At 29.9% G+C, this 6,161-nt stretch carries 9 protein-coding genes; 6 read left to right on the forward strand and 3 right to left on the reverse strand.

Annotated features, from left to right (window positions below):
* Window positions 1-384 precede the first annotated feature (384 nt).
* The gene (locus AC3WQX_RS11890; protein WP_002441941.1) at window positions 385-480 is read left to right on the forward strand and encodes a type I toxin-antitoxin system Fst family toxin; all 96 of its coding nucleotides are present in this window, start codon (window positions 385-387) and stop codon (window positions 478-480) included.
* Between the two features lie 267 nt (window positions 481-747).
* Here AC3WQX_RS11890 and AC3WQX_RS11895 read toward each other — a convergent pair whose 3' ends face one another.
* Window positions 748-1,266, reverse strand: coding sequence for a type 1 glutamine amidotransferase domain-containing protein (locus AC3WQX_RS11895; RefSeq protein ID WP_002441943.1), 519 nt, complete (start codon window positions 1,264-1,266; stop codon window positions 748-750).
* A gap of 38 nt (window positions 1,267-1,304) precedes the next feature.
* A complete protein-coding gene (gene hxlA, locus AC3WQX_RS11900; protein WP_002441945.1) occupies window positions 1,305-1,940 on the reverse strand; it encodes a 3-hexulose-6-phosphate synthase in 636 nt (211 codons plus the stop codon).
* A 102-nt stretch (window positions 1,941-2,042) separates the two neighbouring features.
* On the opposite strand from hxlA, the gene AC3WQX_RS11905 reads away from it, so the two are divergent.
* The 4 genes from AC3WQX_RS11905 (at window position 2,043) to AC3WQX_RS11920 (ending at window position 4,582) form a co-directional block, all read left to right on the forward strand.
* Window positions 2,043-2,381, forward strand: coding sequence for a winged helix-turn-helix transcriptional regulator (locus AC3WQX_RS11905; RefSeq protein ID WP_002436858.1), 339 nt, complete (start codon window positions 2,043-2,045; stop codon window positions 2,379-2,381).
* A gap of 218 nt (window positions 2,382-2,599) precedes the next feature.
* A complete protein-coding gene (lqo, locus tag AC3WQX_RS11910) occupies window positions 2,600-4,096 on the forward strand; it encodes an L-lactate dehydrogenase (quinone) (RefSeq protein ID WP_002441949.1) in 1,497 nt (498 codons plus the stop codon).
* Between the two features lie 9 nt (window positions 4,097-4,105).
* A complete protein-coding gene (locus AC3WQX_RS11915; protein WP_080550853.1) occupies window positions 4,106-4,216 on the forward strand; it encodes an SE2200 family small protein in 111 nt (36 codons plus the stop codon).
* 231 nt (window positions 4,217-4,447) lie between these two features.
* Window positions 4,448-4,582 carry a beta-class phenol-soluble modulin gene (locus AC3WQX_RS11920; protein WP_002436888.1) on the forward strand — a complete coding sequence of 45 codons (135 nt, stop codon included), beginning with the start codon at window positions 4,448-4,450 and terminating at the stop codon, window positions 4,580-4,582.
* A 268-nt stretch (window positions 4,583-4,850) separates the two neighbouring features.
* Here AC3WQX_RS11920 and AC3WQX_RS11925 read toward each other — a convergent pair whose 3' ends face one another.
* Window positions 4,851-5,537 (reverse strand): YiiX/YebB-like N1pC/P60 family cysteine hydrolase, encoded by a 687-nt coding sequence (locus AC3WQX_RS11925; protein ID WP_002441952.1) that lies wholly within the window; start codon window positions 5,535-5,537, stop codon window positions 4,851-4,853.
* Window positions 5,538-5,659: 122 nt separating this feature from the next.
* Here AC3WQX_RS11925 and AC3WQX_RS11930 point away from each other — a divergent pair, with 122 nt between their 5' ends.
* Window positions 5,660-6,022: a hypothetical protein gene (locus AC3WQX_RS11930; protein ID WP_002441953.1), complete on the forward strand. Its 363-nt coding sequence runs from the start codon at window positions 5,660-5,662 to the stop codon at window positions 6,020-6,022.
* Window positions 6,023-6,161 lie beyond the last annotated feature (139 nt).

Here is a 6,161-nt window from a genome sequence, read left to right on the forward strand (position 1 = left end):
AGATACTTTATTCAAAAAGTGATGAGTACAAAAATATTTTTATAGCAAAAATGTAAGTGTTTAATATAAAAAATATCACAAGAATTTATCAAACATGAGTAAGACATTTTTCATTTATTTATACTTTATAAGCAGTATGATAAATCATACAAGTGACCAATACGCGCTTTCTAAAAATCATAATTCGACTTAATTATGTACGCTAATATGACTTTGATTATGACTAAGTAGACTTAATAATAAAGGTAATTTGTTTTTTAATAGATAATACTTTTGACATAAGTTCACTTATCGGAAGTGGATATGCTTACGTGTTTACAGATGATATAATAATAGAGTCGCCTTAACTTCCGGCGGTATTTTCGACGGAAGGAGGTGCTTAATATGCTTATGATCTTCGTTCACATCATTGCACCAGTCATTAGTGGCTGTGCAGTTGCGTATTTTACTTACTGGCTTAGTAGTAAACGTAATAAATAGAAGGCGACGTTAAGCCGCATCAAAAATCCCCTCACTACCACAAATAGTGAGGGGATTGGTGCATATATGCATATAATCTTCGTTAAATGTATTATAACATCATAGTGTATAGGAATGCAAAATATGTAATACGACGTTATGAATTATTTGATGTATATATCTTAATAAAATTGGAGCTTCAAAATTAATAATAAAAAACTATCGACAAATTTTAGATCTTTGTCGATAGTCTAATCTATCAAATAATTATTTATAATGGATCTTAATTTATGCTTCTAATTGTTTAATAATCTCTCTATTGAAATCATCTAAGTCATCTGGTACACGACTTGTTACAATATTGTTGTCTACTACAACTGATTTATCAACAACATGTGCTCCTGCATTAGATAAATCTTTACGTACATTGATAACACCAGTTATTGTACGTCCATTTAAATCATCAGTATCAACTAATAATAGTGGGCCATGACAAATCGCAAATGTTGGTACATCATTTTGAGTGAAATACTTAGTAAATGTACCATAACGACCTTCTTCATCACCACGTAAATGGTCAGGGGAAAATCCACCAGGAATTAATAATGCGTCATAATTTTCTGGTTTAGCATCTGCGATACTAACATCTACAGTTACTTTTTCACCATGTTTACCAACAACTTCATGATTAGCTGTATCACCAATAATCTCAGTCTCAAATCCAGCATTTTCTAATGCCTCTTTTGGACTAGTTAATTCTATATCTTCAAATTCATCTGCTAAAATGATTGCTACTTTTTTAGTCATATTACAACATTACCTTTCAATACATATATTAAAAATAGTTAAGCATTTCCATCAATTATATCACGACATTGTTTAGCAGCAGCTTTTGGATCGTCAGCGTTTGCGATGCCACCACCAACAATAATTAAATCTGGTTGTTCAACTGCCACTGATTTAATTGTATCGGGTTTGATACCGCCTGCTACGGCTACTTTTGAATTTGAAATAACTGATTTAACAGTACGTAAACTTTCTAAAGGTGATACACCTTTAGCTTGTAAATCATAACCCGTATGTACTGCAATATAATCAGCACCCATTTTATCTAATTCAGCTGCACGTTGTTCTAAATTTTGAACTGCGATCATATCAACTAATAATTCTTTGCCATTGTTGTGCGCTTCTTCGATAGCACTTTTAATTGAAGCATCTTCAGAAACACCCAGAATTGTTACGATATCAGCACCGAATTTTACAGCTTGACTTACTTCATAACTAGCAGCATCCATAATTTTCAGGTCTGCTAATACTTGTGTGTTAGTGACTGATTTACTCATATGTTCAACAGCAGATAGTCCTTCATTTATAACGATTGGTGTTCCAATTTCTACGATATCAATGAATTCCTCTACTTCTTGAGCTAATTTTGCTGCTTCTTTTTGGTCTAATAAATCGATTGCTAATTGTAATTTCATTAAAATTTCTCCTCTCTATCTTTTATAATGCTATTATGGTATTAGTTGTTTAGAATAACAATACTGACATTTTTGTCACTATATAAAAATGGAGGATTCGTTTTGTTAATTGAATATAATAATAAAGAATTTTATACATCGAAAGATTTAGCCCTGTCTGTCATTGGTGGAAGATGGAAAATTGCCATTGTTTACCATCTTTTGCAGAGTAATCGTTTAAGGTTAAGTGAATTACAAAATAAACTACCTGATATCAACCAGCGAATGTTAATAAGACAACTTAGAGAACTAGAACAAGACAAAATTCTCGAAAGGACGGTCTATCCAGTAGTCCCTCCTAAAGTAGATTATAGATTGACTGAAATAGGACTAAAGCTTGATAAAGTAGTATTTTCAATTTGTAATTGGGGAGATGATTTTCTAGATACAGTTAGAAAGTAATAATCATAGATAATGAGAGAACCTACAATTATCAGAAGTTTTCACCTAAAAAAGATATATTAAAGTTTTATAAATCTTTAACGCATCTTTTAGAGTTTTTTAGTTGCTTTTAAACCTATTCTTTTATGGAATAAGTCAGATTAAAAATGAGTATTTTTATTATAAGTTGAATTGTATTATACTACTACTTAGTCACAAAAAGGGAAGAGGAATTATTTATGAATACTAAAGAGTCAAAAACAGTTGTCATTATTGGTGCTGGGGTATTAAGTACTACTTTTGGTTCTATGCTTAAAGAAATAGAACCTAATTGGAATATTAAACTATATGAACGTTTAGATCGTCCAGGGATTGAAAGTTCTAATGAACGTCATAATGCCGGAACTGGCCATGCTGCTTTATGTGAACTGAACTATACAGTAAGAAAGCCTGATGGTTCAATTGATATTGAAAAAGCAAAAGAAATTAATGAGCAATTTGAAATTTCAAAACAATTTTGGAGCCACTTAGTTAAAAATAAAAGTATTTCTAACCCTAAAGAATTTATTCAGCCTTTACCTCATATTAGTTTTGTGAGAGGTAAAAATAATGTTCAATTTTTAAAAGATCGCTATTATGCGATGAAAGATTTTCCGATGTTTGACAATATTGAATATACGGAAGATATTGAGGAAATGAGAAAATGGATTCCTTTAATGATGAAAGGGCATAATTCGAGTGACATTATGGCCGCTAGTAAAATTAATGAAGGTACAGATGTTAATTTTGGTGAGCTTACTCGAAAAATGGCTAAAAATATTGAACAACATCCGAATGCTAATGTTCAATATAATCATGAAGTCATAGATTTTAATCATCGAAAAGATGGTAAATGGGAAGTTAAAGTACGTCAACGCAATAGTGGTGATGTGCAAACAGAACTTGCTGATTATGTATTTATTGGTGCTGGTGGTGGAGCCATTCCATTATTACAAAAAACAGGTATTCCAGAAAGCAAAAATTTGGGTGGTTTCCCAATTACAGGTCAATTCTTAATTTGTACTAACCCTGATACCATAGCCAAGCATGACGCTAAGGTATATGGTAAAGAGCCTAAAGGTACACCACCTATGACTGTACCTCACTTGGATACACGTTATATTGATGGTGAACGTACCTTATTATTTGGCCCATTTGCTAGTGTAGGCCCTAAATTCTTAAAAAATGGTTCGAATTTAGATTTATTTAAATCGATTAAGCCATATAATATTACAACACTTTTATCTTCTGCAGTTAAAAACCTTCCTTTAATTAAATATTCGTTTGATCAAATATTAATGACTAAAGAAGGGTGTATGAATCATTTACGTACGTTTTATCCAGAAGCACGTGATGAAGATTGGCAGTTATATACTGCTGGTAAACGTGTACAAGTCATCAAAGATACACCTGAACATGGAAAAGGTTATATTCAATTTGGAACGGAAGTAGTTAATTCTAAAGATCACTCAATTATTGCTTTACTAGGAGAATCACCTGGGGCTTCAACTTCAGTTTCTGTAGCTTTAGAAGTACTTGAAAAAAACTTCTCAGAATATGAATCAAAATGGACACCAAAAATCAAAAAAATGATACCATCTTATGGCCAATCATTAGTTAATGATATTGGATTAATGAGAACTATTCGAAAACAAACATCTAAAGATTTAGAATTAAATTATTATGAAAACAAATAGAGTAAAGGAATGACAAATTTGAAAAAATTATTTGTAGCAATAGCTATTTGTACTATTGGTTATAGTGTACTTAAACGTTATCAAAAACATGTAAATAAAATACCAAATATTGAATACTAAATTTATATATAATCTCCAAGAGCATGATATTAATAACATCTTTTTATATTAAAAAAATGGATGGACAAATCAAAAATACCAGATTCTATTTAATATAGAGTCCGGTATTTTTTGTCATTGTTAATGATGTGATATATTAAAATAGTGTAAATTAAGTTTACAAATCATTCTAGAAATGTTACAAACTTATATGGTTACATCATTTTAATTTGTATAAAGGAGTGTACATTTATGTCAGGTATTGTTGAATCATTACATAATGCAGTAAATTCAGGTTTACATGTCAAACAAGACTGGGTAGACATGGGCTTTGGCATTGCTAATACAATTGCTAAAATCGTTGACCAAGTACTTAAATTTGTTTAATAAATTAAAATTTAATTTTAAAACAGGGTATTACTTTAAAGTAGTACCCTGTTTTTTGTTTGTATAAAGAATACCATACGCATAGCGTATGGTTCAGAACAGGTTCTACCGTTGTCACAAAAAAATGCATCTCTTCTTGCTAGAATTAATATTGGTTAGCCAATCAAAATAATCAACACGAGGAGATGCTATCTAATGTCATCTGACACAAACAGTTTAGCACATACAAATTTGTAAGAGGCTTATTAGCATAGGAAGTTTAAAAATCTTAATAAGTTTTCACTCTTTTTAACTTATAAGAATTAGAAGAAAAATTAGGTAATGTATATGGTGAAACTATTGGTGTTGGTGAAGACATTGCTTTTCTACCTATTCCATATCTATATGCTTGATAAACAATTTTTGAACAATACGTAGGATTTCTTTTAGATAGATGAGTATTAATACCATATCTGTATTTTTTACCTACATAATGTTTTCTAGCCCATCTAGCTGCTTTAGAACCTGCTCCATGTTTTTTTGAACGATAAATTTTCATCCATTTACCTTTCTTAGCATATCTTTTCTTAAACCAAGATAAAGAATGTGTAGCTGGATGATGACCTTTACCATAAATATGTAATATTTTTTTGCTGCTAATTGCAATTGCAGCATGTCCAGTTAAACCCCAAGAACTGGTAGCATTAGAAATTAAAACATCTCCAGCTTTTAAATGAAATCTAGATCTAGTAGATACATCGCTTTTATTTTCTATTTGCTGTTTTGCTTGACTTGAATTTTGTAAGAATTGATTCCATTGCTCTTGAGTAACAGACTTATCTAAAGTTCCATCTTTTTGTAATTCCTGATAATTAGTAGTGTTATTTTCTTCGGCGTTTGCTGAGTTAAAGAAATTCATTGAAGTAAAAGCTAACGTAAATAATAAAGTGAAAACAAAAACAAATAACTTTTTCAAATAATCACTCCTTATAGAAATTTTTCAAATTTACATTTATAATATACAGTAATTAAATATTTAATAAAAGTTTTTCGAAATTAATTAACAAAAATTTAATAATATTAAAGGAGGAATTATTAATGAATAATTTAACGAAATATATAATTTGCTTAATTTCACTTATTCCAATTGAATTTGTTTGTTTGATTGTTGATTATAAGAAAGGAATATCACTTTTTTATATACTTCTAGTGGTTATATCTATAGGTATTGGCCTATTCATCAAAAATTATAAATCATATATTTTAGTATTAATTAGTAGATTAATTGGGACTATATTATCAGTAATATGTTCTCATTTATTTATAAACACTTATGCTTCAAGTGGATATTTTAAACCTTTCACAGCTTTTGGTTATGCTATTTTTTTAGGGATTATATCCCAAATCTTGATTTTAATAACAATAGGATTAATTTATGTATTTAAACCTAGAAGAAAATAAATATATACTTTTTATGGTTCTGTTGCAAAGTAAAAAAATATAGCTAACCACTAATTTATCACGTCAGTGTTCGCTTAACTTGCTAGCATGATGCTAATTTCGTGGCATGGCGAAAATCCGTAGATCTGAAGAGACCTGC

The organism is Staphylococcus sp. FW104-15G4D, assembly GCF_058790135.1.

What these genes read in the sequence shown, in the direction of transcription:
- AC3WQX_RS11890 (WP_002441941.1), top strand. Translation starts at nt 385, where the DNA reads ATGCTTATGATCTTCGTTCACATCATTGCACCAGTCATTAGTGGCTGT.
- AC3WQX_RS11895 (WP_002441943.1), bottom strand. Translation starts at nt 1,266, where the DNA reads ATGACTAAAAAAGTAGCAATCATTTTAGCAGATGAATTTGAAGATATA.
- hxlA (WP_002441945.1), bottom strand. Translation starts at nt 1,940, where the DNA reads ATGAAATTACAATTAGCAATCGATTTATTAGACCAAAAAGAAGCAGCA.
- lqo (WP_002441949.1), top strand. Translation starts at nt 2,600, where the DNA reads ATGAATACTAAAGAGTCAAAAACAGTTGTCATTATTGGTGCTGGGGTA.
- AC3WQX_RS11915 (WP_080550853.1), top strand. Translation starts at nt 4,106, where the DNA reads ATGACAAATTTGAAAAAATTATTTGTAGCAATAGCTATTTGTACTATT.
- AC3WQX_RS11920 (WP_002436888.1), top strand. Translation starts at nt 4,448, where the DNA reads ATGTCAGGTATTGTTGAATCATTACATAATGCAGTAAATTCAGGTTTA.
- AC3WQX_RS11930 (WP_002441953.1), top strand. Translation starts at nt 5,660, where the DNA reads ATGAATAATTTAACGAAATATATAATTTGCTTAATTTCACTTATTCCA.